Below are 23,470 nucleotides of genomic sequence, written 5' to 3' on the forward strand. Positions count from 1 at the left end.
AAGCATGTGAAAAATTTTGTAAAATAAAGGGGTTGAAATGAGGTAGAAGAATGAGTAAAAAAGATAAAAAAATCGAAATTCAAATTTCTGATAGCAAGGTAGTTGTAGGAAAAGATACCTTTGATGGCTACCAATTAGTGATTGGGAAGAAGGCTATTGCTGAGATTGCTGATATGGGATCTCAGTTCGCTCTTGTAAAAAATGGAGCCGTAGAAAGTCTTTATAAATCACTAGAAAAAGCAGTGGAAAGTGCCATCGAAAATTATAATTTGAACAAATAAGGGGTTGCATTTTCATGAAATCAATGGTATAATTGTGTCTGTTGATTTGCTTGGAGAGATAGCGAAGAGGCTAAACGCGGCGGACTGTAAATCCGCTCCTTCGGGTTCGGGGGTTCGAATCCCTCTCTCTCCATTTCACTTTTGGGGTATAGCCAAGCGGTAAGGCAAGGGACTTTGACTCCCTCATGCGTTGGTTCGAATCCAGCTACCCCAGTTCTAGGTAATATCAGATAAGGTGGTAAAATATCTACTCAGGTATTTTATTTCTTTATATGAAGAAGTCGTTGTAGATCATTTTGATTTCGTTGCGAGTGCTTGCTTAGGAAAAATAATTATAAGTATGTCAAGTTTAGAAAACTTGATTGTTGGAGGATTTTTTAGATGAATGAATTTGAAGATTTGCTAAACAGTGTTAGCCAAGTTGAGCCAGGTGATGTTGTTACTGCTGAAGTTTTGACAGTTGACGCTACACAAGCTAACGTTGCAATCTCTGGAACTGGTGTCGAAGGTGTCTTGACTCTTCGCGAATTGACAAACGATCGTGATGCTGACATCAATGACTTGGTTAAACCAGGTGAAACACTTGAATTGCTTGTTCTTCGTCAAGTAGTTGGTAAAGATACTGATACAGTAACTTACCTTGTATCTAAAAAACGTTTGGAAGCTCGCAAAGCATGGGACAAATTGGTCGGACGTGAAGAAGAAGTTGTTACTGTTAAAGGAACTCGCGCTGTTAAGGGCGGACTTTCAGTAGAATTTGAAGGACTTCGTGGATTTATTCCAGCTTCAATGCTTGATACTCGTTTTGTACGTAACACTGAACGTTTCGTAGGTCAAGAATTTGATGCTAAAATCAAAGAAGTTGACGCAAAAGAAAACCGCTTCATCCTTTCTCGTCGTGAAGTTGTTGAAGCTGCATCAGCTGCAGCTCGCGCTGAAGTATTCGGTAAATTGAACGTTGGTGACGTTGTAACTGGTAAAGTTGCTCGTATCACTAGCTTCGGTGCTTTCATCGACCTTGGTGGTGTTGATGGATTGGTTCACTTGACTGAATTGTCACACGAACGCAACGTTTCACCTAAATCAGTTGTAACTGTTGGTGAAGAAATCGAAGTGAAAGTCCTTGACTTGAACGAAGAAGAAGGTCGCGTATCACTTTCATTGAAAGCTACAACACCTGGACCGTGGGATGGCGTAGAACAAAAATTGGCTGCTGGTGATGTCATCGAAGGTACTGTTAAACGTTTGACTGACTTCGGTGCATTCGTTGAAGTATTGCCAGGTATCGATGGACTTGTACACATCTCACAAATTTCACACAAACGTGTTGAAAATCCAAAAGATGTTCTTAAAGTTGGACAAGAAATAACTGTTAAAGTTCTTGAAGTAAATGCTGCTGATGAACGTGTATCACTTTCTATCAAAGCTCTTGAAGAACGTCCAGCTCAAGAAGAAGGCGAAAAACAAGAAAAACGTCAACAACGTCCACGTCGTCCAAAACAAGAAAAACGTGACTTTGAACTTCCAGAAACTCAAACTGGATTCTCAATGGCTGACTTGTTTGGTGATATTGAATTGTAATCAACATAAAAAGCTTGCTTAGGCAAGCTTTTTTTACTTGTAAAATGATCGATTTTTTGATATACTATCATAGTTGCCACCCTTAGTGTAATGGATATCACGTAAGATTCCGGTTCTTGAGATGGGAGTTCGATTCTCTCAGGGTGGATGACGATAGGAGAGCCTTGAGGCTCTCTTTTTTTATTTTTGGATAGAAGATAGCAGTGAGTTTTTAAGAGCAGGATTGGGCTCTCAGGGCTCTCTAGGATTTCATAATAATGGGATCAAGAAAACACCATGTCCTAAGACATGGTGTTTAACGTTTTGTTTAGTTTTTAGAAGCTGCTTGGAATTCTGGGTTCTTCCATGCTTCATCGATAATTGCTTGCAATTCTTTCGCAGATGCTTGCATTTTTTGTGTTTCAGCGTCATTCAATGGGATGTTTACTGGACGAACGATACCGTGTGCACCAACGATCGCTGGTTGACCGATAAAGACGTTCTCAACTCCGTATTGTCCTTCTTGGAAGACTGAAAGTGGAAGTACAGCATTTTCATCATCAAGGATAGCACGAGTGATACGAGCAAGGGCAACGGCGATACCGTAGTAAGTAGCACCTTTCTTGTTGATGATTGAGTAAGCAGCATCACGTACAGAGATGAAGAGATCTACAAGGTCAGCTTCGTTCAAGTCACGGTTTGCTTGCAACCATTGTTCCAATTTCACACCGGCAACGTTAGCATGTGACCAAACAGCGAACTCTGAGTCTCCGTGTTCACCCATGATGTAGGCGTGAACCGAACGAGCATCAACGCCGATTTTTTCAGCAAGTGCTTGACGGAAACGAGCTGAGTCAAGTGAAGTACCTGAACCGATAACACGTTCTTTAGGGAAACCTGAGAATTTCCAAGTTGAGTAAGTCAAAACGTCAACTGGGTTAGCAGCAACAAGGAAGATACCGTCGAAACCTGAAGCAACGACTTGCTCAACGATAGATTTGTTGATGGCAAGGTTTTTACCAACGAGGTCAAGACGAGTTTCGCCTGGTTTTTGAGGAGCGCCTGCTGTAATAACAACTAAGTCCGCATCCGCACAGTCTTCGTACTTAGCAGCATAAATCTTCTTAGGTGAAGTGAAGGCAAGGGCATGGCTAAGGTCTTCTGCATCACCAACCGCTTTTTCAAATAATTGAGGGATTTCGATGATACCAAGTTCTTGTGCGATTCCTTGAGTAACAAGTGCAAAAGCGTAAGATGAACCTACCGCACCATCACCAACAAGGATAACTTTTTTATGTTGTTTAGTTAAAGTCATTTTCTAAACGTCTCCTTCATTTTTTTTGGGCTTTCCCCATTCGGTTTTATTCTACCACTTTTACTATTCTTTGTCACGGTTTTACGCCTAATTTTAACGATGTAAACGTTTTTACTCTTGTGTTCCGAAGGAGAAAAAAAGTCCTAAATGTGTTATAATAGTATGGTGAATTAATTAAAGAGAGGCATTGTTTTAATGCAGGATAATAACTTAGTTGATGTTAACTTAACATCGGAAATGAAGACCAGTTTCATCGATTACGCTATGAGTGTTATCGTGTCTCGGGCTCTTCCTGACGTGCGAGATGGTTTAAAGCCAGTTCATCGTCGGATCCTTTATGGTATGAATGAACTTGGGGTTACACCAGATAAACCACATAAGAAATCTGCCCGTATTACTGGGGATGTTATGGGTAAATACCATCCACACGGTGACTCCTCTATTTATGAGGCTATGGTTCGGATGGCTCAATGGTGGAGCTATCGTTACATGCTTGTAGATGGGCATGGGAACTTTGGTTCAATGGATGGTGATGGAGCCGCGGCCCAGCGGTATACAGAAGCTCGTATGAGCAAGATTGCTCTTGAAATGCTTCGGGATATCAACAAGAATACAGTTGATTTCACAGATAACTATGACGCCAGTGAACGCGAACCAAACGTTCTTCCAGCTCGCTTCCCTAACTTGTTAGTCAATGGAGCGACAGGGATTGCGGTAGGGATGGCGACAAATATTCCTCCACACAACCTTGGTGAGTCTATTGATGCTGTCAAACTAATGATGGACAATCCTGATGTGACCACACGTGAACTAATGGAGGTGCTTCCTGGACCAGATTTCCCTACCGGAGCCTTGGTCATGGGCAAATCGGGTATTCATAAGGCCTATGAAACAGGAAAAGGCTCGATTGTCTTGCGGTCTCGGACGGAAATTGAAGAGACCAAGACAGGCCGTGAACGCATTGTCGTGACAGAATTTCCTTATATGGTCAACAAAACCAAAGTGCATGAGCATATCGTTCGTTTGGTTCAAGAAAAACGAATCGATGGGATTACAGCAGTTCGGGATGAGTCTAACCGGGAAGGGGTTCGTTTCGTCATTGAAGTCCGTCGCGATGCGTCAGCCAATGTTATCTTAAACAACCTCTTCAAGATGACCCAAATGCAAACCAACTTTGGTTTCAACATGTTGGCTATCCAAAATGGTGTCCCTAAGATTCTCTCTCTTCGTGAGATTTTAGGATCTTATATTGAGCACCAAAAAGAAGTGGTAACTCGTCGGACCATCTTTGATAAAGAGAAGGCAGAAGCACGTGCCCATATCTTGGAAGGTCTCTTAATCGCTCTTGATCACATCGATGAAGTGATTAAAATCATCCGTAATAGCCAGACAGATGCAGAAGCACAAGCAGAATTGATGAGTAAGTTCAAGCTTTCTGAGCGTCAAAGCCAAGCTATCTTGGATATGCGTCTTCGTCGTTTGACTGGTTTGGAACGTGACAAGATTCAAAGCGAATACGATGATCTCGTTGCCTTGATTGCTGATCTTGCTGATATTTTAGCCAAGCCAGAGCGTGTAGTTGCGATTATCAAGGAAGAATTGGACGAGGTCAAACGGAAGTTTGGAGATCCACGTCGGACAGAATTGATGGTAGGAGAAGTTCTATCACTAGAAGACGAAGACTTGATCGAAGAAAGCAATGTCTTGATTACTCTCTCTAACAAGGGTTACATTAAGCGATTGGATCAAGATGAATTTACTGCTCAAAAACGTGGGGGACGTGGTGTTCAAGGTACAGGGGTCAAAGATGATGACTTTGTCCGTGAATTGGTTTCTACCAGCACCCATGATCGTTTGCTCTTCTTTACCAATAAGGGACGGGTCTATCGTCTGAAAGGTTATGAAATCCCTGAATACGGCCGTACAGCTAAGGGGCTTCCGATTGTCAACTTGCTTAAGTTAGATGACGGAGAATCCATTCAGACCATTATTAACGTCGCTCAGGATCGTAGTGAAGACGCCTATCTCTTCTTTACAACCCGTTCAGGTTTAGTGAAACGGACCAGTGTAGCTGAGTTTGCCAATATTCGTCAAAATGGCTTGAAAGCTCTTAACCTTAAAGATGAGGATGAGCTGATCAACGTCTTCCTCACTGACGGAAATACGGACGTGATCATCGGGACTAAATTTGGTTATTCTGTCCGCTTCAAAGAGTCTGTCGTACGGAATATGGGGCGCTCGGCAACTGGGGTTCGAGGTGTCAACCTTCGCCCAGGCGACCAAGTGGTCGGTGCAAGCGTGATTACAGATCAAGATGAAGTATTGATCATCACTGAAAAGGGATACGGTAAACGCACGCGTGCTGATGAGTATCCAACAAAAGGACGTGGTGGTAAAGGGATTAAAACTGCTAATGTGGCTGATAAGAATGGTCCTCTGGCCGGTCTCATGACTGTCAAAGGAGATGAGGATTTGATGATTATCACCAATACAGGTGTCATGATTCGTACTAGCGTCGCTAATATTTCTCAAACTGGACGTTCGACCATGGGTGTGAAAGTGATGCGTCTGGATCAAGATGCCCAAATCGTAACCTTTACAACGGTTCAAGCTGACGAAAAAGATGAGTCAGAGACTGAGACTGAAAGTGAAGGGTAGGATAAATAATGGCTTCAAGAAGAAAAAAGAAGAAAACAAGCTTACGCAATCGCTTGATTAATATCTTTGCTACCTTACTGATCCTTTTGTCTATTGCCTTGATCTTTAATGCTCCGATTCGGAACATGATCATGGTGTGGCATACCAATCAGTACCAGGTCAGCAAGGTATCGAAAAAGACCATCGATAAGAATAAAGATGCCAAGACTAGCTTTGATTTTAAAGAAGTCAAATCGCTTTCTACAGAATCTGTTATCAATGCCCAGTGGCAGGCGCAGAAGTTGCCTGTTATTGGGGGGATAGCAATCCCTGAGTTGAAGATGAACCTTCCGATTTTTAAAGGCTTAGATAATGTGGGACTCTATTATGGGGCTGGTACCATGAAAGAGGACCAGGTTATGGGGGAAAGGAATTACTCCTTGGCTAGTCACCATGTCTTTGGTTTGACAGGGGCAAATGAAATGCTCTTTTCTCCATTAGAACATGCCAAAGCTGGAATGAAAATCTATATCACTGATAAGGAAAAGGTGTATACTTATGTCATCAATTCTGTTGAGACAGTTACACCAGATCGGGTCGATGTCATTGCAGATCGTGAAGGGGTTAATGAAATCACCTTGGTGACCTGTGAGGATGCTGCAGCAACTTATCGTACGATTGTAAAAGGGACTTTGGAAACTTCAGTAGATTACTCAAAAGCACCAAAAGATATACTGGAAGCTTTCACAAAATCTTATAATCAAATGCAATTATAATCAACTTAAAAAGAGGTCCTTGACCTCTTTTTTTTCTGTTAATTTTCTGCCAACTTGTAAGAGGATAGTCATAAAATGTTACCTGACTGACATATTTTTGCATGCTTTCTATTTTATAATAGAAGAGTGATAGAAAGAAGCTTGGAGGAACTGAATGCGCACAGAAGATATCTATACTTTGTTAAGAAACTTCTATGGCTTACTGGTCAATGATTTCCCTAAAACAGCGCTCATTACCAAGGGGATCTACGAAGTTGAACAGGTCTTCGAAACCATTGAAAACATTCCTGATGATCAAGAACACTTAGTTCGATACGAAATTCGTCAATTTCTTGCTTCTTTGGAACAAGTGCAAGAATGCTATAGAATTAACTTCTCAAATGAAGAAACTCGAATTCTTGAAAACTTAAGAGAAGTAGTTTGTCCAATTTAATTTATACAGAATCGTCCTTTTTCCTCCTCAATTGCGAATTATTAATTGAGGAGGTTTTTTATGTATCATATTGTATTTCAAGAAACTGGTCTCTTACCTAGAGAACGTTTGCTAACAGAAGGACCTGATAAGCTCAGTCATCAAGAATTGCTGTCCATCTTATTACGGACGGGGAACAAAAATAAACCAGTCTACGAGATCGCTCAAGACCTGTTGGGATCACTAAAGAGTTTAAAAGAACTAGCTAGTATGAGTTTTCAGGAGTTACAGGAAATTCCAGGAATTGGGAAAGTAAAGGCCATAGAGCTGATAGCTGCTATTGAACTAGGGAAACGAATACAGACTTCTGAAGTGATTGAAACAGAACAAATCATGAGTAGTCAAAAGTTGGCAAAAATGATGCAGCAAAAAATAGGCCATGAGAAACAGGAACATTTACTGGCCTTATATCTGAATACTCAAAATCAAATTATCCATCAGCAAGTGATTTTTATTGGAACAGTCAATCGTAGCATTGCAGAACCAAGAGAAATCTTGCACTATGCCATCAAGCATATGGCGACATCCTTAATCTTGGTTCACAACCACCCGTCCGGGATCATTCATCCTAGCAAGAATGATGATGGTGTCACCCAACAAATGATTGAAGCCTGCAATTGTCTAGGAATTGTTTTCCTGGACCATCTGATTGTCTCAACTGATGATTATTATAGCTACCGGGAAGAAACAGATTTATTGGTATAGAAAAAGAGAGTGGGACAGAAATCGGTAATTCGTTAGAATTCGATTTTGTCGTCCCACCTCCGCACAGTTGAGTAGGGCTGTAAAAGCTGATAAAATCAGCGTGGTAGAGCCCACTCAACCACTGCGTCTTGCTCAACAATCCAAAGACAATTGAGAGGCTAGGACTTTTGTCCCAGCCTCTTTGCTTATCATGTATTCTTACGCATAAAGTAGAGAAGGGTTTGTAGTTCACTGGTTAGGTCGACATATTGGACTACCACATCTTTTGGAACTGTTAAGTGTACGGGAGAAAAGCTAAGGATTCCCTTGATACCAGCTTCAACCAGTAAATCTGCAACTTCTTGAGATTTTACACTTGGAACGGTTAAAATGGCTGTTTGAATCTCTTGTCCCTCAAGTTTTTCTTTTAGTGTGGAGATGCCGTAAATCGGAATACCATCTTTACTTTTAGTGCCGACTAACTTATGATCATCCGTATCGAATGCCATGACAATTTTCATTTTGTTTCGCTCATGGAAGCGATAGTGAAGAAGGGCACTCCCCATATTTCCAATCCCGACAATAGCAACATTGGTGATGGAGTTATCATTCAAGAGATCAGCAAAGAAGTTCATTAACTTTTTGACATCATAACCAAAACCACGTCGTCCAAGCTCTCCAAAGTAGGAGAAGTCTCGACGAACAGTTGCGGAATCAATCCCGATGGCTTCAGCGATCTGTTTTGAATTTGCTCGCTCAATTTTCTCTGCATTAAAGCGTTTAAAAATGCGGTAATACAAGGAGAGTCGTTTAGCAGTAGCACGAGGAATTGGATTAGTCTTATCTTGTTTCACAATATCACAACCTTTCAAATCTATTTTATAAAAAGTTTGTGAATAAAGCAACTATCTTCTACTAAAAAAACACCAAAACGGTGTTTTTCTTTCTTAATTGGAATTTCTTAAACTCTGATCAAACTGAATCAGATAGCGATAGAAGTCACCGATTTTTCCAGTGAAAGGTAAGGTTTGCCCCTTGTAGGTCACAGAAACAACCTGATAGGAATCTGGAATGGTCACACAACCTGAGAAGGCTAATAGACAGTGATCGATGTTGTCGTAGCTAACCTGACGTTCCTTCTGATATGCATCCAAATAGGTGAGGACTACAGGACTATTGGTCATTACTTTTCAATCCTTTCAAAGATTTCACGTTCAACTAAACTGTCCATGAGGAAGTAGAATTTTTGTTGGATAATCTTGTTTTCTGGGTTTTTAAAAATATTTACCAAACGAAGGCCTGACTTGTCAGTAATGTTAATTTTAAATCCTGTTAAATCCTTATTGATGATAATTTTTAACTTAAAGCCATCTCCACTATTTGGAATAGCTTCTAACAAACGATTTAATTCGTAGTTTCCAACCTTTGTTTGTGCAAAGGTATTGTCGCGTAGGGTATATTTTTTAATATTTGGATGGATTGCGTATGTGTAATCGCAGTTTGGTAATGAGACAGATGTTTCAAATGCCATGTAATTCTCCTAAAATTTTGTGAATAGTTGTTATAAAAGTATCGACTTCAGCAGTCGTATTGAATTCGGATAAACTAATGCGAATAGATTCCTTCAAGCGAGGTGAATCTTCGCCATAATAAGCTGCAAGGACATGACTTGGCTGAACAGTCCCCGCAGTACAAGCCGAGCCAGTTGATACTGAAATTCCCGCCATATCTAAACGAAGCAGTAAGATATCATTGATGATACCTGGGAAGCCGATGTTTAAGACATGAGGAAGTTTGGAGTCTGTGCTATTCAGATAGAAATCTAAATCTTCTAGGCCTGTTAGGATACGTTCAGATAAGCTCTGAATGTACTGATAATTTGCGTCTAACTGCTCAGTTGCTTCTTTGAGGGCTTGAGCCATTCCAGCAATTGAAATCAAGTTCTCTGTACTAGCTCGACGTTTGTCTTCTTGGTCACCACCGTGTAAGAGATTGAAGAAGTCAGGCTTTTTAGCATAGAGAAGACCAACTCCCTTAGGCCCGTGAAATTTATGGGCCGATGCGGTTAGAAAATCAACTCCTAGCTCTTCAGGGGCTACAGCAAGTTTACCAACGGCTTGAACAGCATCGACATGAAAAGCAGCAGGATGGTCTTTTAAAAGGTCTGAAATGTCCTTGATAGGCAAGAGATCACCCGTTTCGTTGTTGGCATACATGGTGGATACTAAAACTGTATCGGGACGAAGTGCAGCTCGAATATCTTCAGGTCGAATCTTTTGATCGACCGGTTGAATGATGGTTACTTCAAATCCATATTCTTGGACCAAGTACTCAATCGGTTCCAGGACGGCATGGTGCTCAATAGCCGTGGTAATAATATGCTTCCCTTGCTGTCTATGTTTGAGACAGTAGCCCTTTATAACAGTGTTATTGCTTTCGGTCCCGCCAGAAGTGAAGATAATCTGTTGACTAGAGGTCTTTAAACAAGTTGCAACGCATTCCCTAGCGTCTCTAAGAATCTTTTTCGCTTGGCGACCGTGGGAGTGGAGACTAGAGGGATTTCCGAAACTGGTTTCCATCGTTTCTGTCATCACCTTGATTACTCCTGGGCTTAGGGGAGTGGTTGCCGCATTGTCAAAATAAATCACGCCATCACCTTATTTCTTGTGGTATGCAAATAGTGGACTAACTGGTTTACGCTCTTGGATACGTACAAGGGCATCTCCAATCAATTCACTTGCAGTAATGTATTTTACATTTTTTGGTTTTTGCTCTTTGGTTGCTACAGAGTCTGTAACCAAAATCTCTTTAATCGGTGCTTGATTCAGTAGGTCTGCGGCTCCCTTAACGAAAAGTCCGTGACTAGAAACGGCATAAATCTCAGTGGCGCCGTCGCGTTGAACAATTTTTGCAGCCTCAGAGAAGGTTTTTCCTGTATTTAGAATATCATCGATCAGGATTGCTTTTTTACCTTTAACATCCCCTATGATGTAGCCCTCGTCACGGCTGGAATCGTCTTGGGCGTAGTCGATGATAGCAATTGGGGCATCTAGATATTCAGCAAGATTGCGTGCGCGTTTCACTCCAGAATTTTTAGGGCTGACAACCACTACATCTGAACCGGTTAAACCTTGTTTGATATAGTGATCCGCAAATAGAGGAATCGTGAACAAGTTGTCTACTGGGATATCGAAGAAGCCTTGTACTTGAACCGCATGAAGATCGAGGGTTACAACACGGTCTACCCCTGCCTTGACAAGCATGTTGGCAACTAATTTTGCTGTAATTGGTTCGCGAGGAGCAGCAGTGCGGTCTTGACGAGCATACCCAAAGTATGGAAGGACCACGTTTACGGTATGGGCACTTGCTCGTTGGCAAGCATCTACCATGATTAACAATTCCATTAAGTGATTGTTCACTGGGAAGCTAGTAGATTGGATGATGTAAATATCATATCCACGCACACTTTCTTCGATATTAATTTGGATTTCACCATCTGAGAATTGACGTGAAGAAAGCTTTCCGAGTGGGATGCCAGCAACTTCCGAAATTTTTTGTGCAATTTCTTGGTTGGAGTTGAGTGCGAAGAGCTTCATATTGTTTTTTTCTGACATGTGTTTGATCCTCATTTAGATATTTTTGTCTAGTCTTATTTTAGCAAAAAAATTCAGTAATTTCAGCTATTTAGCAAACTTTGAGCCAATCTTGCTACTTTACTTTTGGCTGGCTTGTATTCAATTTGTTTTTCCTTGAGAAATTCGTGAAAATAAGTTTCATCTGAAGCGGCATCCACCTCCATTTCTAACTCATAGTCCTCGATAGAGTTATAGCGACTACGGTCAAAAGCTAATAATCCTTTAGGGATTCTTTTCTCCCGTCTCTCTGTTTCTAGACTTCCCCAGACATCTAAGGAAGTTAGAGGAATGTCTAAATCAGTGAGAAAGCTGGCAATCTCACCTTTAGGGAATTTCTTCTTGGAGAGAAAGGTTTCTACTTGTTCAAAAGTAAGGGCTTGATTGTATTCAAAATGTCCCTCATCTTGCGGTACTTTAAGGGTTAGCTCAGCCCGATCAGCTAAGGTACGAATTCGCAAGGCCATCCGATGATTCCGGATAGCATGGTCGGGCGTATCAATATAGTGATTGGTTTGTCGGATAGGTGGTTGGTCTTTGAAAAAGTCTTCTAGAGAATGGTACTCTTCCTTGGTTAGTAAGGTTTTAAATTCAATTTCTAAATGATTCATAGCTACGTCCTTTTCTTTCGTTTGCAAGCTCTTTATGATATAATAATAGATGTGTTTATTTTATACAAAAAACTTTGAGATGACAAGGTGATTCAATGGCGATTGATTGGGAAAATTTTTTAGATCCCTATATCCAAGCAGTTGGGGAGTTGAAGATTAAACTTCGTGGGATAAGAAAGCAGTATCGCAAACAACAAAAGCATTCCCCAATCGAGTTTGTGACCGGTCGTGTGAAGCCGATTGAGAGTATTCTCGAAAAGATGGAACGCAGAAGTATATCTGAAGAGAACCTGGCTAAAGATATGCAAGATATTGCTGGTCTGAGGATCATGGTTCAATTTGTAGATGACGTAGACGAAGTCCTAGAAGTCTTGCGGAAGCGTCAGGATATGCGCGTGGTTCAAGAACGAGACTATATTCGTCACAAGAAATCAAGTGGGTATCGAAGCTATCATGTAGTGGTAGAGTATCCAGTAGATACCATTAATGGCTATGAAACGATTTTGGCAGAGATTCAGATTCGTACTTTGTCTATGAATTTCTGGGCCACCATTGAACACTCATTAAATTACAAATATAAAGGAGATTTTCCAGACGAGATTAAGAAGCGTCTTGAAGTCACCGCGAATTTGGCTTATCAACTCGATGAGGAAATGGGTGCCATTCGTGATGCCATTCAGGAGGCGCAAGCTCTTTTTGATCCAATGCATCGTAAATTAAACGATGGCGTCGGAAATAGTGATGATACAGATGAGGACTACAGGTAAAAAGGTTTCGATTATTCGGAATCGAAAACGCCAGAGCGAAGAGGTTTTTCAACAACTTCGTTATAAATTAAAAAAGAATAATTTTATCTTAACTGAGAAGCATCCGGATATCGTGATCTCTATCGGTGGGGATGGTATGTTGCTCTCGGCTTTTCATAAGTACGAGAGTCAATTGGATCGGGTTCGTTTTGTTGGAGTGCATACGGGGCATCTTGGATTTTATACGGACTATTTAGATGATGAGATTGACAAGTTGGTAGAAAATCTCAAGTTCGATACAGGTGCCAAGGTATCTTACCCAATCCTTAATGTCAAAGTGACTTTTGATAATGGGGATACGAAGATTATGCGAGCCCTTAACGAAGCGACAATCAAACGTAGCGATCGAACTATGGTGGCTGATTTAACCATCAATGGCGTTCATTTTGAGCGATTCAGAGGGGATGGTATTACGGTTTCGACCCCTACAGGTAGCACAGCTTATAATAAATCTTTAGGAGGAGCTGTGCTTCACCCGACGATCGAAGCGCTTCAGATTGCTGAAATCGCTAGTCTGAATAATCGTGTCTATCGAACTTTGGGGTCATCGATTATTGTTCCCAAAAAAGATAAGATTGAAATCACTCCTAGCCGGCCAGGTTTTCACATTCTCTCTGTTGATAATTCAACCTATTCCTATCGAAATATCGCCCATATCGAGTACCAGATTGATAACCACAAGATCAATTTCGTAGCGAGCCCAAGCCATACCAGTTTCTGGAATCGGGTCAAGGATGCCTTTATCGGAGATATTGACGAATGAGGTTCGAATTTATTGCAGATGAACATGTCAAGGTTAAAACCTTTCTGAAGAAACATCAGGTTTCAAAAGGCTTATTGGCCAAGATCAAGTTTTCTGGAGGTCAGATTTTAGTCAATGGCGTCGAACAAAATGCCATTTATCTTCTGGATATCGGAGACAAGGTAACGATTGATATTCCCTCTGAGGAAGGTTATGAAGCCTTGGAAGCCATTGATCGTGATTTGGAAATCTTGTACGAAGACGATCATTTCTTGGTTATCAACAAACCAGCAGGAGTGGCATCCATTCCTAGCTCCCTTCATTCCAATACCATTGCGAACTTTGTCAAGGGTTACTATGTTCGCAATCAGTATGAAAATCAGCTCGTTCATATTGTCACCCGTTTAGACAAGGATACCAGTGGGATCATGCTTTTTGCCAAACATGGCTATGCCCATGCTCGCTTAGATAAACAACTTCAGGCTAAGACCATTCAAAAACGTTACTTTGCATTGGTAAAGGGTAAGGGGGAGTTGGAAAGTAAAGGGGATATCATTGCTCCCATTGCGCGTGATGAAGACTCCATTATTACCCGAAAAGTAGCAAAAGGTGGCAAGTATGCTCATACTAGCTACCAAGTTGTCCAGTCTTTTGGTGATATTCATCTAGTGGATATCCAGTTGCATACAGGCCGTACCCATCAGATTCGCGTTCATTTTTCTCATATTGGTTTTCCACTTTTGGGAGATGATCTCTATGGAGGTTCGTTAGAAGATGGAATTCTTCGACAAGCCTTGCATTGCCATTCCTTGGCTTTCTATCATCCTTTTTTGGAAGAGGAGCTCCGAATTGAAAGCTCTCTGCCAGATGATTTTAGCCAAGTCTTAAAACAGTTATCAAATATTTAATTTTTTTCAAAGGAGAAACTCATGGAAGTTTTTGAAAGTCTCAAAGCCAACCTTGTTGGTAAGAATGCTCGTATTGTGTTACCAGAAGGGGAAGAGCCTCGTATTCTGCAAGCAGTAAAACGGATTGTAAAAGAAACAGACGTAACCCCTGTCTTGCTTGGTAATCCAGATAAAATTCGTATTTACCTTGAAATTGAAGGAATTTTAGAAGGATACGAAGTTATCGATCCCCATTCTTACGCAGGCTTTGATGAGATGGTAGCTTCCTTGGTAGAACGTCGGAAGGGTAAAATGACAGAAGAAGAAGCGCGTCAAATTTTGCAAGACGATGTCAACTACTTTGGTGTTATGTTGGTACATCTGGGAATCGTTGATGGTATGGTATCAGGTGCCATTCACTCAACAGCTTCAACTGTTCGTCCAGCCCTTCAAATTATCAAAACTCGTCCAAATGTCAAACGCACTTCAGGTGCCTTCCTCATGGTTCGTGGTTCTGAACGTTACTTGTTTGGAGACTGTGCGATTAACATCAATCCAGATGCTGAAGGTTTGGCAGAAATTGCCATCAACTCTGCTATCACAGCCAAGATGTTTGGCATCGATCCGAAAATCGCCATGTTGAGCTATTCAACCAAAGGTTCTGGTTTCGGTGAAAGTGTTGATAAAGTTGTGGAAGCAACAAAAATCGCTCATGAACTTCGTCCAGACCTTGAAATTGATGGGGAATTGCAATTTGACGCTGCCTTTGTACCAGAAACAGCAGCATTGAAAGCTCCAGGAAGCAAGGTGGCAGGACAAGCTAATGTCTTTATCTTCCCAGGTATTGAGGCGGGTAACATTGGGTACAAGATGGCAGAACGTCTTGGTGGCTTTGCTGCAGTAGGACCAGTTTTGCAAGGGTTGAACAAACCAGTTAACGACCTTTCTCGCGGATGTAATGCAGATGACGTTTACAAATTGACCTTGATCACAGCAGCTCAAGCTGTGGAACAATAAGAATGATTGAAAGGTTTAGGGATTTCCTAGGCCTTTTTATGGTAGAGTCAGAATCTCTAAAGTAGAAGTCATTCTATGGTATACTAGGAATATGATGGATTTAAAAGATTACGGGATTATCATGTGGGAGGAGGAAAAAATTGCCTCTTTCCGAAAAAAGTTATTAGCCTGGTATGATGCCAATAAACGGGATCTCCCCTGGAGACGGACGCAGGATCCTTATAAAATATGGATCTCAGAGATTATGCTCCAGCAGACACGTGTCGATACGGTTATTCCTTATTATGAACGTTTTTTAGATTGGTTTCCGACCATTGCGGATTTAGCTCAGGCTCCAGAAGAAAAGCTCTTAAAAGCTTGGGAGGGCTTGGGCTATTACTCGAGGGTCCGCAACATGCAGAAAGCTGCTCAGCAAATCATGGAGGACCATGGGGGTGTTTTCCCATCAAGCTATGAGGCTATCTCAAAACTCAAGGGAATTGGACCTTATACAGCTGGTGCCATTGCCAGTATTGCTTTTGGCTTGCCAGAGCCAGCAGTGGATGGCAATGTCATGCGGGTTTTAGCTCGTTTGTTTGAGGTTGACTACGATATCGGAGTTCCGACTAATCGTAAGATTTTTCAAGCCATGATGGAAGTCTTGATCGATCCAGAGCGTCCGGGTGATTTCAATCAGGCTTTGATGGATTTGGGCTCAGATATCGAGTCCCCAGTCAACCCACGGCCGGAAGAGAGTCCTGTCAAGGAGTTTAGTGCGTCCTACCAACATGGGACCATGGATCGTTATCCCATCAAGGCTCCTAAGAAGAAACCAGTACCAGTCTATCTTACAGCCTTTATTATCAAGGATAGCCAAGGGCGCTACTTGCTGGAGAAAAATGAGCGAGAAGGACTCTTGTCAGGCTTCTGGCATTTTCCCTTGATTGAAGTGGATAGTCTATCTGAGAACCTGGGCCAATTATCTCTGCTGGACGAGAAAGAACAAGCAGAGAGCAATCTAGAGATTCTCTCCTTTGAACAGGACTATGACTTAGTCATTGATTGGCAAGAGAGAACTTATCCCATGGTCCAGCATATCTTTTCGCACCGCAAGTGGCAGGTTCAAATCCGGTACGGATTGGTAAAAGAAGGAGAACAAGCAACCAGTGAATCAATTATTTGGTTAAAACCGGAAGAATTTTCGGCCTATCCTTTTGCCAAACCCCAGCAGAAGATTTGGACGACTTTTACAGAAAATGAAAAATAGCTAGAGAATAATCTCTAGCTATTTTTTTTATAGATGAGCGAATGCTTTGATTTCTTCTTCTGACATGGATGAGTCGCAGCGAACTGTAACTTCACCGGCTTCGACATGTAAAAATCCTGGAACAGTAGGAATGCCATAGGTAGAGCGGAAGGCTTGCAAAGCATCAAGTTGACTTGGTTCTTCACTATTAATGAAGTAGATATGAGCTTCAGTTTCGGCTACTACAGTTGCTAATTTAGCAGCGAACTTTCGGCAATATGGGCAAGTCTTGCGTCCAATAAAGAAGGTTGCTGTTTCTTTTTGGTCGATGGCTTCTTGCGCACGCGCAACAGTGGTTACTTCAAGATCTTTAATATCTTCTAAAAATTGTTCCATGAGATTACCTCGCTTTCTTATAAATCTAGTATGCCATAAAGGGCGAAAAAATGCTGTATTTTGATACGAAAAAAAGATGAGATTGGTTGATCTCATCTTTTGTGGTTTCTTATTTTACAAAGGCATTGATTTCAGCTTCGATGTTAGCAATTTTAGCTTGAGAATCTTCGTTGCTTTCACCAACAACGGCAATGTAGAACTTAATTTTTGGTTCTGTACCTGAAGGGCGAACGGCAATCCAAGAACCATCAGCAAGTGTGTATTTCAATACATCACTTGGAGGAGTTGTCAAGGTTGTTACAGTGCCATCAGCAGCAGTAGATGTTTGTGCTTTGAAGTCTTCAGTGATTGAAACTTCTGTTGCGTTAAATTCTTTTGGCCCGTTTTCACGGAATTTCGCCATAATCGCTTTGATTTGCTCAGCACCGTCAACACCAGAAAGTGTAACAGAGATTGTCTTTTCAGCATAGTAGCCGTACTCTTTGTAGATTTCTTCGATACCGTCAGCAAGTGTCAAACCACGAGAGCGGTAGTAAGCAGCAAGCTCAGCAACGACAAGGACAGCTTGAATCGCATCTTTATCACGTACGAATGGTTTAATCAAGTAACCGAAGCTTTCTTCAAATCCCATCATGTAAGTGTGATTGTGTTTTTCTTCGAATTCTTGAATCTTTTCAGCGATGAATTTGAAACCAGTCAAGACGTTAAACATAGTTGCGCCGTAGCTTTCAGCAATCTTCGTTACCAAGTCAGTTGATACGATAGATTTGCAAAGGGCTGCATTTTCTGGAAGAGTGCCAGCATTTTTGTGAGCTTCCAAGATGTACTTAGCCATGATAGCACCGATTTGGTTCCCTGAAAGGTTAAGGTAGCTACCGTCTTTTTGAAGAACTTCAACACCAACACGGTCAGCGTCAGGGTCAGTTGCGACAAGAACATCAGCGCCTACTTGGCGACCAAGTTCTTCAGCAAGTGCAAAGGCTGCTTGGCTTTCTGGGTTTGGTGATTTTACAGTTGAGAAGTCTGGGTCTGGCGTTGCTTGAGCTTCCACGACTTGTACAGAGTCAAATCCTGCTTGAGCAAGAGCACGACGAGCCAACATTTCACCAGTACCATGAAGAGGAGTGTAGACAATCTTCATGTCTTTACCAAATTCTTCAATTAAAGCAGGGTTGATGTTAACATCTTTGACTTCTTTGAGGTATTCAGCATCAATAGCTTCACCGATGACTTCAATCAAACCAGATGCTTTTTCAGCTTCAACATCCGCAACTTCTACAGCGAATGGATTGTCGATGGCACGGATGTAGGTTGTCAAAGCGTCCGCGTCGTGTGGAGGCATTTGACCACCATCTTCACCGTAAACCTTGTATCCGTTAAACGGAGCAGGGTTGTGGCTAGCAGTAATCATGATCCCTGCGAAACAGTTTAGGTGACGAACAGCAAATGAAAGTTCTGGAGTTGGACGGAGACTTTCAAAGACATAGGATTTAATACCGTGTTTTGCAAGAACGGCTGCAGATTCAAAGGCGAATTCTGGAGAGAAGTGACGGCTATCGTAGGCGATGGCTACACCACGTTCTTTTTCATTTCCACCTTTAGATTCGATCAAACGAGCCAAACCTTCAGTTGCTTGGCGGACTACGTAGATGTTAATACGGTTAGTCCCAGCACCAATCAATCCGCGCATACCAGCAGTACCGAATTCAAGGTTTGTGTAGAAGGCATCTTCCTTCGTTTTTTCATCCATGCTTTCCAAATCACGACGAAGGTAATCTGGTAGGTCAGCGAAATCAGCCCATTTTTGGAAGTTTTCTTGATAAGTCATAGTGCAACTCCTTATTTCTATAAATTAATCGCTTACATTATAGCATTTTTTTTCTGAAAAAACTAGATTCAATAGCAATTGTTTTCAAATTTATATGCTGAGTGTCCACAAAAAAATCACACCTTCATTTGAAAAGTGTGATAAACGAAAATGACTTATAATGAATTCTTAACTTTTGAGAGAGGTGGGATGATCGCTAGTGTCAGAATGACTGTCGCTAGGACCTCAATCAATGAGTTGGTGGTTAAAACAGCACCGAGGAAGGCTTGGATACCACCTGGATAATTTTTTGAAAAGAATATGAAAATACCTGAAAGCACAAAGAAAGTGTTGGTGAAAGATCCAACCGCTGCAGCGATTGCCAGTCCGGATTTATTATGAATCAACTTGTACACAAAGTAAGGGGTGATCCCGATGAGGATACGGGGAACCAGTACGATAATCAGAGAGTAAATGTTTCCTTTTTCAACAAAGGGACTGAATAAATAACTACTTGGTAGCTGAACGATAGTGTTGATGGTGAGACTAAAGAGTCCCATCAAGAGTCCCAAGGTCCCACCAATACGTGGTCCATAAAGAATGGAGGCAATGACCACTGGAATATGGACGAAGGTCGGTGGAATTAGAAAGGGGAAGAATTGAAAGATCATGGTTGATGTAAAATGAATGGTCACCATGATAGCGAAGAAGATAGAAATTTGTGCAATGGATGAAGAAGATTTTCTCATGAGAGCGACTCCTGTATAGTAGTTAGAATGGTTTCGATGGAAGCTAAAGCGCCAGATCCCTGATCGCCACAAGCTAGTAAAGCTTCACGCGGTGGGATGATTTGGTAGCCGTAGCTTTTTAGGGTTTCAAGATTGTTTTGTGTAGCGGGGTGGTCCAACATCTTGGTATTCATAGCGGGTGCTAGGAATTTCTTCACCTCAGACGGGAGGGCCAAAGCAGTGCTTGTTACGATATTATCTGCAAAGCCGTGGGCTAATTTTGCAATGGTATTGGCACTAGCAGGAGCGACTAGAAAAAGATCAGCCTCTTTACCTAAGTCAATATGTTGGATTTGTTTTGGATCGTCTTCTGTCATGACCTCTACCAGGACAGCTTGTTTGGAGAGGACCTGAAGTGTTAGAGGGGTAATAAAAGCTGTAGCTGCAGGAGTCATCAGAACCTTTACCTGGTGACCGAGCTTGGTCAATTGACTGGTGAGGTCTGCTGCCTTGTAGGCAGAAATGCTCCCAGTTACAGCCAGTAGTATATTCGCCATAGGTTTTATCCTTTGTTTATAATGTGATGGTAGATTTTTTGAGCAATATCCAATTTCGTTTCTGCTATTTGAGTAGCATCTTTCGTAACTAAATAAGCCCGATGCTTTCCGTCTTGAATTTCGTTCAAATCATTGGCAACAATCATTTCTGCCTGATTCTTTTCGAGACTAGCACGAGCAACGGCTAGCAGTTGATCCTGTGCTACATCAACCAGCAGTTTAAAGCCGATTAAGCGAATGTCTGGATTCCAAGTTTTTACTAAGGAAATCAACTTAGGATTTTTCTTCAAAAAGAGAACTTGGTAATCTTCCTCTGAAGAAATTTTCGATTCCTGGTTGGTTTGATGAAGAAAATGCTCTAAATTGCTAGCTTCTTTGACAGCCTGGAAACCTGACATATAGACAGGGCTGTAGTCAGAGACAGCCATCGCGTGGATGAGCACCTGGTGAGTTGGAGTTTCTTTTTCAAGGACGGTTTGAAGTTCAGCGACATCTTTGATAAATATCCTTCTTAAATGAGGGTGTTCTTTAGGCTGAACCGCAGTTGGGGTTGTCACCAGAGTCACAGAAAAACCTGCCTCTAAAAAACGTTCGGAAATGATTTTTCCAAGTTGACCAGTGGAATGGTTGGTAATCGAACGAACCTGATCGATTTTTTCACTCGTACCACCGGAAGTAATCAAAATATTCATAGGCTTATTTTACAAGAATTTTATATTTTAGTAAAGCCAGGAACACGGCTCATACGATTGTTGGTCAAGGGGATTCAAAGGCGGTAGACTAGACAACGAAGGGACTCATAGTTATTTCATATAGAAGGGTATAAGAAATTGGAATAAAGGCTGAAAAAGCAGAATTACTAAGCAAAAACCGAACGAACGGGAAAAGTTTGAGATTTAAAATATATATCCTTGTGAAATTTCTGTATAATAGGATTATTAAATAGTGAGGAGATTCAGATGAAGACAGATATCGAGATTGCACAAAGTATTGAATTGAAACCAATCACAGATGTGGTAGAGAAATTGGGTATTCACTTCGATGACCTAGAACTCTATGGAAAGTATAAGGCGAAATTAACCTTTGACAAGATCCAAGCCGTTCAGAAAGAAGAACCAGGGAAACTCATCTTGGTAACAGCGATTAACCCGACTCCAGCAGGGGAAGGAAAGTCTACTATCACCATTGGTTTGGCAGATGCATTAAATAAAATTGGAAAACAAACCATGATTGCCATTCGCGAACCTTCTTTAGGTCCTGTTATGGGGATTAAAGGTGGTGCAGCTGGGGGAGGCTATGCTCAAGTACTCCCAATGGAGGATATCAACCTTCATTTCACGGGTGACATGCATGCCATTACAACAGCAAATAATGCTCTTTCAGCATTGATCGACAATCATTTGCATCAAGGAAATGAGCTAGGCATTGACCAACGTCGGATTATCTGGAAACGGGTAGTGGACTTGAATGACCGTGCTTTGCGACACGTATCGGTTGGTCTCGGTGGACCGCTCAATGGGATTCCTCGTGAAGACGGATTTGATATCACCGTTGCTTCTGAGATCATGGCTATCCTTTGCTTGGCGACAGATATTGAAGACTTGAAACGCCGTTTGGCTAATATTGTGATTGGTTACCGCTATGATCGTAGTCCAGTTTATGTCCGCGATTTAGAAGTAGAAGGGGCGCTTGCCTTGATCCTCAAAGATGCGATCAAGCCAAACTTGGTTCAAACCATCTATGGAACTCCAGCCTTTGTTCATGGTGGACCTTTTGCTAATATTGCCCATGGATGTAATTCTGTTTTAGCTACCTCAACCGCTCTTCGTTTAGCCGATTACGTAGTGACAGAAGCAGGTTTTGGGGCGGATTTGGGAGCTGAAAAATTCTTGGATATCAAAACACCAAATCTTCCTGTTAGCCCATCTGCAGTTGTGATTGTCGCAACGATTCGTGCTTTGAAGATGAATGGTGGAGTTGCCAAAGATGCTCTTTCTGAAGAAAATGTAGAAGCTGTTCGTTCAGGTTTTGCGAACTTGGAGCGCCACGTAGAAAATATGCGTAAATTCGGAGTTCCTGTAGTAGTGGCTATTAATGAATTTGTCACAGATACAGAAGCTGAAATTGCAGCTCTGAAAGAACTCTGTGCTTCTATTCAAGTTCCTGTTGAATTGGCGAGCGTTTGGGCTAATGGTGCTGATGGAGGGTTGGCCCTAGCAGAAACCGTAGTGGAGACACTTGAAACAAGTCCAGCCAACTACACTCGTCTTTATGATAATGACCTTTCTGTTGAAGAAAAGATCACTAAGATTGCCCAAGAAATTTACCGAGCCGACAATGTTGTCTTTGAGAAGAAAGCCAAAACTCAGATTGCTCAGATCGTGAAAAATGGCTGGGACAAGTTGCCAGTTTGTATGGCTAAGACCCAATATAGTTTCTCAGATGATCCAAGTCTCCTCGGGGCGCCGTCTGGTTTTGACATTACCATTCGCGAATTGGTACCTAAGACTGGTGCAGGCTTCATTGTTGCTTTGACAGGTGAAGTGATGACTATGCCTGGATTACCAAAACGTCCTGCTGCTTTGAACATGGATGTAGCAGAAGATGGTACTGCTTTAGGATTGTTCTAAAAAATTATATAGAGGTTGGCGGACAACCTCTATTTTTGTGCTTTTGGGGTATAATAGAGAAATAGAAAGCGAGAAGACCATGCTGAAGATTAGACCAGTCACACTTGAAGATGCTCCTGAACTTGTCAGGATTTATGCCCCTTATGTTGAGAAAACAGCCATCACTTTTGAATACCAGGTTCCGACGATTGAGGAATTTGAAGGGCGTATCGAAAAAATCCTTCAACGTTTTCCTTATTTAGTAGCTGAAGAAGACAGTCATGTCCTTGCTTATGCCTATGCCTCAACCTATTATGATCGATCAGCATATGATTGGGCAGTGGAAGTATCTGTCTATGTAGATCAAGACCATCGTGGGCAAGGATTGGGTTATCGTTTGAATGAGGCGTTAGAGTCGGAGTTGGAGGCGCGTGGTTATTTGCGGTTCTTAGCTTGCATCGCTCTGCCAAATCCAGCTAGCATTGCCCTCCATGAGAAACGAGGCTATGTGAAAGTTGCTCACTTTCCTAAAATTGGCTATAAATTTGATCAATGGCATGATATTGTCTGGATGCAAAAATCTATAGAAGGGCCTGTGAAATCTCTACTGTAAAAACCAGAAGGAGCTTAACTCAGCTCAAATTTTTTAAAGGAAGAATAGAACGAGCCTCTTGACAGCTCGTGTAATTACATGGTAGACTAGTCATATGCGATGAGTCGATTGGCTC

Annotated in this window: 25 protein-coding genes and 3 tRNA genes; 16 read left to right on the forward strand and 12 right to left on the reverse strand. The window is 41.7% G+C overall.

Annotated elements, in window-relative coordinates:
• The first annotated feature begins 50 nt into the window (after positions 1 to 50).
• From AC3E8G_RS03440 to AC3E8G_RS03460, 5 genes are all read left to right on the forward strand, one after another.
• Positions 51 to 281 carry a DUF2969 domain-containing protein gene (locus tag AC3E8G_RS03440; RefSeq protein WP_490677037.1) on the forward strand — a complete coding sequence of 77 codons (231 nt, stop codon included), beginning with the start codon at positions 51 to 53 and terminating at the stop codon, positions 279 to 281.
• Between the two features lie 52 nt (positions 282 to 333).
• Positions 334 to 414 (forward strand) — tRNA-Tyr (locus AC3E8G_RS03445).
• Between the two features lie 9 nt (positions 415 to 423).
• Positions 424 to 495: transfer RNA gene (locus tag AC3E8G_RS03450), tRNA-Gln, on the forward strand.
• A 167-nt stretch (positions 496 to 662) separates the two neighbouring features.
• Positions 663 to 1,862, forward strand: coding sequence for a 30S ribosomal protein S1 (gene rpsA / locus AC3E8G_RS03455; protein WP_314368699.1), 1,200 nt, complete (start codon positions 663 to 665; stop codon positions 1,860 to 1,862).
• 76 nt (positions 1,863 to 1,938) lie between these two features.
• Positions 1,939 to 2,010, forward strand: a tRNA-Arg gene (locus AC3E8G_RS03460).
• Positions 2,011 to 2,169: 159 nt separating this feature from the next.
• Here the strand turns inward: AC3E8G_RS03460 and AC3E8G_RS03465 are convergent.
• A complete protein-coding gene (locus tag AC3E8G_RS03465; protein ID WP_195324000.1) occupies positions 2,170 to 3,156 on the reverse strand; it encodes an L-lactate dehydrogenase in 987 nt (328 codons plus the stop codon).
• Positions 3,157 to 3,351: 195 nt separating this feature from the next.
• On the opposite strand from AC3E8G_RS03465, the gene gyrA reads away from it, so the two are divergent.
• The 4 genes from gyrA to radC all read left to right on the forward strand — a co-directional run bounded on the left by gyrA (position 3,352) and on the right by radC (position 7,746).
• Complete coding sequence (gene gyrA / locus AC3E8G_RS03470; protein WP_048715924.1) at positions 3,352 to 5,814, forward strand: DNA gyrase subunit A; 2,463 nt, start codon at positions 3,352 to 3,354, stop codon at positions 5,812 to 5,814.
• An 8-nt stretch (positions 5,815 to 5,822) separates the two neighbouring features.
• Positions 5,823 to 6,569: a class A sortase gene (locus AC3E8G_RS03475; protein ID WP_342992088.1), complete on the forward strand. Its 747-nt coding sequence runs from the start codon at positions 5,823 to 5,825 to the stop codon at positions 6,567 to 6,569.
• Positions 6,570 to 6,723: 154 nt separating this feature from the next.
• Entirely contained in the window at positions 6,724 to 7,002 is a 279-nt protein-coding gene (locus AC3E8G_RS03480) for a porphobilinogen deaminase (protein WP_154858190.1), read from the forward strand.
• Between the two features lie 60 nt (positions 7,003 to 7,062).
• Positions 7,063 to 7,746 carry a RadC family protein gene (gene radC / locus AC3E8G_RS03485; RefSeq protein WP_490677038.1) on the forward strand — a complete coding sequence of 228 codons (684 nt, stop codon included), beginning with the start codon at positions 7,063 to 7,065 and terminating at the stop codon, positions 7,744 to 7,746.
• 188 nt (positions 7,747 to 7,934) lie between these two features.
• Here the strand turns inward: radC and AC3E8G_RS03490 are convergent, their stop codons facing one another.
• The 6 genes from AC3E8G_RS03490 to AC3E8G_RS03515 form a co-directional block, all read right to left on the reverse strand.
• Positions 7,935 to 8,579 (reverse strand): redox-sensing transcriptional repressor Rex, encoded by a 645-nt coding sequence (locus AC3E8G_RS03490; RefSeq protein ID WP_238656354.1) that lies wholly within the window; start codon positions 8,577 to 8,579, stop codon positions 7,935 to 7,937.
• 93 nt (positions 8,580 to 8,672) lie between these two features.
• Complete coding sequence (locus AC3E8G_RS03495) at positions 8,673 to 8,909, reverse strand: DUF4649 family protein (RefSeq protein WP_272078569.1); 237 nt, start codon at positions 8,907 to 8,909, stop codon at positions 8,673 to 8,675.
• Positions 8,909 to 9,256, reverse strand: coding sequence for a DUF1831 domain-containing protein (locus AC3E8G_RS03500; RefSeq protein WP_490677039.1), 348 nt, complete (start codon positions 9,254 to 9,256; stop codon positions 8,909 to 8,911). The genes AC3E8G_RS03495 and AC3E8G_RS03500 overlap by 1 nt, the downstream gene beginning before the upstream one ends.
• A complete protein-coding gene (locus AC3E8G_RS03505; protein WP_490677040.1) occupies positions 9,246 to 10,373 on the reverse strand; it encodes a cysteine desulfurase family protein in 1,128 nt (375 codons plus the stop codon). The genes AC3E8G_RS03500 and AC3E8G_RS03505 overlap by 11 nt, the downstream gene beginning before the upstream one ends.
• A 9-nt stretch (positions 10,374 to 10,382) precedes the next feature.
• Positions 10,383 to 11,339 (reverse strand): ribose-phosphate diphosphokinase, encoded by a 957-nt coding sequence (locus tag AC3E8G_RS03510; protein WP_490677041.1) that lies wholly within the window; start codon positions 11,337 to 11,339, stop codon positions 10,383 to 10,385.
• A 62-nt stretch (positions 11,340 to 11,401) separates the two neighbouring features.
• Positions 11,402 to 11,968, reverse strand: coding sequence for a CYTH domain-containing protein (locus AC3E8G_RS03515; protein WP_490677042.1), 567 nt, complete (start codon positions 11,966 to 11,968; stop codon positions 11,402 to 11,404).
• A gap of 95 nt (positions 11,969 to 12,063) precedes the next feature.
• Here AC3E8G_RS03515 and yjbM point away from each other — a divergent pair, with 95 nt between their 5' ends.
• The 5 genes from yjbM to mutY all read left to right on the forward strand — a co-directional run bounded on the left by yjbM (position 12,064) and on the right by mutY (position 16,666).
• Positions 12,064 to 12,735 (forward strand): GTP diphosphokinase, encoded by a 672-nt coding sequence (gene yjbM / locus AC3E8G_RS03520; protein WP_490677043.1) that lies wholly within the window; start codon positions 12,064 to 12,066, stop codon positions 12,733 to 12,735.
• A complete protein-coding gene (locus tag AC3E8G_RS03525; RefSeq protein WP_281281320.1) occupies positions 12,719 to 13,537 on the forward strand; it encodes an NAD kinase in 819 nt (272 codons plus the stop codon). Before yjbM ends, AC3E8G_RS03525 begins: the two co-directional genes overlap by 17 nt.
• Positions 13,534 to 14,424, forward strand: a complete 891-nt coding sequence (locus AC3E8G_RS03530; protein WP_195323993.1) for an RluA family pseudouridine synthase — start codon at positions 13,534 to 13,536, stop codon at positions 14,422 to 14,424. The genes AC3E8G_RS03525 and AC3E8G_RS03530 overlap by 4 nt, the downstream gene beginning before the upstream one ends.
• Before the next feature lie 21 nt (positions 14,425 to 14,445).
• Positions 14,446 to 15,420, forward strand: coding sequence for a phosphate acetyltransferase (gene pta, locus AC3E8G_RS03535; RefSeq protein ID WP_490677044.1), 975 nt, complete (start codon positions 14,446 to 14,448; stop codon positions 15,418 to 15,420).
• Between the two features lie 91 nt (positions 15,421 to 15,511).
• Positions 15,512 to 16,666 carry an A/G-specific adenine glycosylase gene (gene mutY, locus AC3E8G_RS03540; protein ID WP_490677045.1) on the forward strand — a complete coding sequence of 385 codons (1,155 nt, stop codon included), beginning with the start codon at positions 15,512 to 15,514 and terminating at the stop codon, positions 16,664 to 16,666.
• A 27-nt stretch (positions 16,667 to 16,693) separates the two neighbouring features.
• On the opposite strand, the gene AC3E8G_RS03545 is transcribed toward mutY, so the two are convergent.
• The 5 genes from AC3E8G_RS03545 to AC3E8G_RS03565 form a co-directional block, all read right to left on the reverse strand.
• Positions 16,694 to 17,041 carry a DUF6568 family protein gene (locus tag AC3E8G_RS03545; RefSeq protein WP_414279328.1) on the reverse strand — a complete coding sequence of 116 codons (348 nt, stop codon included), beginning with the start codon at positions 17,039 to 17,041 and terminating at the stop codon, positions 16,694 to 16,696.
• A gap of 109 nt (positions 17,042 to 17,150) precedes the next feature.
• Positions 17,151 to 18,869: a phospho-sugar mutase gene (locus AC3E8G_RS03550; RefSeq protein ID WP_490677046.1), complete on the reverse strand. Its 1,719-nt coding sequence runs from the start codon at positions 18,867 to 18,869 to the stop codon at positions 17,151 to 17,153.
• 155 nt (positions 18,870 to 19,024) lie between these two features.
• Positions 19,025 to 19,597: an ECF transporter S component gene (locus AC3E8G_RS03555; RefSeq protein ID WP_125329433.1), complete on the reverse strand. Its 573-nt coding sequence runs from the start codon at positions 19,595 to 19,597 to the stop codon at positions 19,025 to 19,027.
• Positions 19,594 to 20,133, reverse strand: coding sequence for a phosphopantothenoylcysteine decarboxylase (coaC, locus tag AC3E8G_RS03560; protein WP_490677047.1), 540 nt, complete (start codon positions 20,131 to 20,133; stop codon positions 19,594 to 19,596). Before coaC ends, AC3E8G_RS03555 begins: the two co-directional genes overlap by 4 nt.
• A 5-nt stretch (positions 20,134 to 20,138) precedes the next feature.
• Entirely contained in the window at positions 20,139 to 20,825 is a 687-nt protein-coding gene (locus AC3E8G_RS03565; RefSeq protein ID WP_490677048.1) for a phosphopantothenate--cysteine ligase, read from the reverse strand.
• A gap of 267 nt (positions 20,826 to 21,092) precedes the next feature.
• Between AC3E8G_RS03565 and AC3E8G_RS03570 the strand changes: the two genes are divergently transcribed.
• Both AC3E8G_RS03570 and AC3E8G_RS03575 read left to right on the forward strand, forming a co-directional pair.
• Positions 21,093 to 22,763, forward strand: a complete 1,671-nt coding sequence (locus tag AC3E8G_RS03570; RefSeq protein ID WP_414285986.1) for a formate--tetrahydrofolate ligase — start codon at positions 21,093 to 21,095, stop codon at positions 22,761 to 22,763.
• A 79-nt stretch (positions 22,764 to 22,842) separates the two neighbouring features.
• Positions 22,843 to 23,355 (forward strand): GNAT family N-acetyltransferase, encoded by a 513-nt coding sequence (locus tag AC3E8G_RS03575; protein WP_490677049.1) that lies wholly within the window; start codon positions 22,843 to 22,845, stop codon positions 23,353 to 23,355.
• Positions 23,356 to 23,470 lie beyond the last annotated feature (115 nt).

It is taken from the genome of Streptococcus sp. SCPM-O-B-15294 (M123), assembly GCF_058200455.1.

Bases quoted from the DNA above. Each gene is read 5' to 3' on its own strand.
- AC3E8G_RS03465 (WP_195324000.1), bottom strand. From the start codon at position 3,156: ATGACTTTAACTAAACAACATAAAAAAGTTATCCTTGTTGGTGATGGT.
- AC3E8G_RS03480 (WP_154858190.1), top strand. From the start codon at position 6,724: ATGCGCACAGAAGATATCTATACTTTGTTAAGAAACTTCTATGGCTTA.
- radC (WP_490677038.1), top strand. From the start codon at position 7,063: ATGTATCATATTGTATTTCAAGAAACTGGTCTCTTACCTAGAGAACGT.
- gyrA (WP_048715924.1), top strand. From the start codon at position 3,352: ATGCAGGATAATAACTTAGTTGATGTTAACTTAACATCGGAAATGAAG.
- AC3E8G_RS03530 (WP_195323993.1), top strand. From the start codon at position 13,534: ATGAGGTTCGAATTTATTGCAGATGAACATGTCAAGGTTAAAACCTTT.
- AC3E8G_RS03475 (WP_342992088.1), top strand. From the start codon at position 5,823: ATGGCTTCAAGAAGAAAAAAGAAGAAAACAAGCTTACGCAATCGCTTG.
- AC3E8G_RS03550 (WP_490677046.1), bottom strand. From the start codon at position 18,869: ATGACTTATCAAGAAAACTTCCAAAAATGGGCTGATTTCGCTGACCTA.
- AC3E8G_RS03515 (WP_490677042.1), bottom strand. From the start codon at position 11,968: ATGAATCATTTAGAAATTGAATTTAAAACCTTACTAACCAAGGAAGAG.
- mutY (WP_490677045.1), top strand. From the start codon at position 15,512: ATGATGGATTTAAAAGATTACGGGATTATCATGTGGGAGGAGGAAAAA.
- AC3E8G_RS03565 (WP_490677048.1), bottom strand. From the start codon at position 20,825: ATGAATATTTTGATTACTTCCGGTGGTACGAGTGAAAAAATCGATCAG.
- AC3E8G_RS03570 (WP_414285986.1), top strand. From the start codon at position 21,093: ATGAAGACAGATATCGAGATTGCACAAAGTATTGAATTGAAACCAATC.
- yjbM (WP_490677043.1), top strand. From the start codon at position 12,064: ATGGCGATTGATTGGGAAAATTTTTTAGATCCCTATATCCAAGCAGTT.
- coaC (WP_490677047.1), bottom strand. From the start codon at position 20,133: ATGGCGAATATACTACTGGCTGTAACTGGGAGCATTTCTGCCTACAAG.
- AC3E8G_RS03510 (WP_490677041.1), bottom strand. From the start codon at position 11,339: ATGTCAGAAAAAAACAATATGAAGCTCTTCGCACTCAACTCCAACCAA.
- rpsA (WP_314368699.1), top strand. From the start codon at position 663: ATGAATGAATTTGAAGATTTGCTAAACAGTGTTAGCCAAGTTGAGCCA.
- AC3E8G_RS03575 (WP_490677049.1), top strand. From the start codon at position 22,843: ATGCTGAAGATTAGACCAGTCACACTTGAAGATGCTCCTGAACTTGTC.
- pta (WP_490677044.1), top strand. From the start codon at position 14,446: ATGGAAGTTTTTGAAAGTCTCAAAGCCAACCTTGTTGGTAAGAATGCT.
- AC3E8G_RS03525 (WP_281281320.1), top strand. From the start codon at position 12,719: ATGAGGACTACAGGTAAAAAGGTTTCGATTATTCGGAATCGAAAACGC.
- AC3E8G_RS03545 (WP_414279328.1), bottom strand. From the start codon at position 17,041: ATGGAACAATTTTTAGAAGATATTAAAGATCTTGAAGTAACCACTGTT.
- AC3E8G_RS03500 (WP_490677039.1), bottom strand. From the start codon at position 9,256: ATGGCATTTGAAACATCTGTCTCATTACCAAACTGCGATTACACATAC.
- AC3E8G_RS03440 (WP_490677037.1), top strand. From the start codon at position 51: ATGAGTAAAAAAGATAAAAAAATCGAAATTCAAATTTCTGATAGCAAG.
- AC3E8G_RS03495 (WP_272078569.1), bottom strand. From the start codon at position 8,909: ATGACCAATAGTCCTGTAGTCCTCACCTATTTGGATGCATATCAGAAG.
- AC3E8G_RS03555 (WP_125329433.1), bottom strand. From the start codon at position 19,597: ATGAGAAAATCTTCTTCATCCATTGCACAAATTTCTATCTTCTTCGCT.